Genomic DNA, 541 nt, shown 5'->3' with positions numbered 1-541 from the left:
AGTATGCAAGGTTTTTTTAATGACCCGTACGGGATTCGAACCCGTGTTACCGCCGTGAAAGGGCGGTGTCTTAACCGCTTGACCAACGGGCCTTATGGCGGAGAAGGAGGGATTTGAACCCTCGCGCCGCTTACACGACCTACACCCTTAGCAGGGGCGCCTCTTCAGCCACTTGAGTACTTCTCCGTATGGCTCCACAGGCAGGATTCGAACCTGCGACCGATCGGTTAACAGCCGATAGCTCTACCACTGAGCTACTGTGGAAAAATCATCATGGTGGGCCTGAGTGGACTCGAACCACCGACCTCACGCTTATCAGGCGTGCGCTCTAACCAGCTGAGCTACAGGCCCATGACAATATAAAAATGGAGCGGGTGATGGGAATCGAACCCACGACATCAGCTTGGAAGGCTGAGGTTTTACCACTAAACTACACCCGCATGTTGTTTGGGGCGATTGATGGGAATCGAACCCACGAGTGCCAGAGCCACAATCTGGTGCGTTAACCACTTCGCCACAACCGCCAAAACAATATTAAATT

The 541-nt window shown here is 52.9% G+C and carries 6 tRNA genes; all 6 read right to left on the bottom strand.

What is annotated here, in order from left to right:
* Positions 1 to 20 precede the first annotated feature (20 nt).
* Positions 21 to 92: transfer RNA gene (locus tag K3G25_RS20690), tRNA-Glu, on the bottom strand.
* A 3-nt stretch (positions 93 to 95) separates the two neighbouring features.
* Positions 96 to 186, bottom strand: a tRNA-Ser gene (locus tag K3G25_RS20685).
* A gap of 3 nt (positions 187 to 189) precedes the next feature.
* Positions 190 to 264 (bottom strand) — tRNA-Asn (locus K3G25_RS20680).
* Positions 265 to 274: 10 nt separating this feature from the next.
* Positions 275 to 351, bottom strand: a tRNA-Ile gene (locus K3G25_RS20675).
* A gap of 15 nt (positions 352 to 366) precedes the next feature.
* Positions 367 to 440 (bottom strand) — tRNA-Gly (locus tag K3G25_RS20670).
* An 8-nt stretch (positions 441 to 448) separates the two neighbouring features.
* Positions 449 to 524, bottom strand: a tRNA-His gene (locus K3G25_RS20665).
* Between the last annotated feature and the right edge of the window lie 17 nt (positions 525 to 541).

The sequence above is a fragment of the Bacillus sp. FCW2 genome, assembly GCF_021228595.1.
In the GTDB taxonomy this organism is placed as follows: Bacteria; Bacillota; Bacilli; order Bacillales; family Bacillaceae; genus Bacillus; species Bacillus velezensis.
This window is presented reverse-complemented; position numbering and strand designations above follow the sequence as displayed.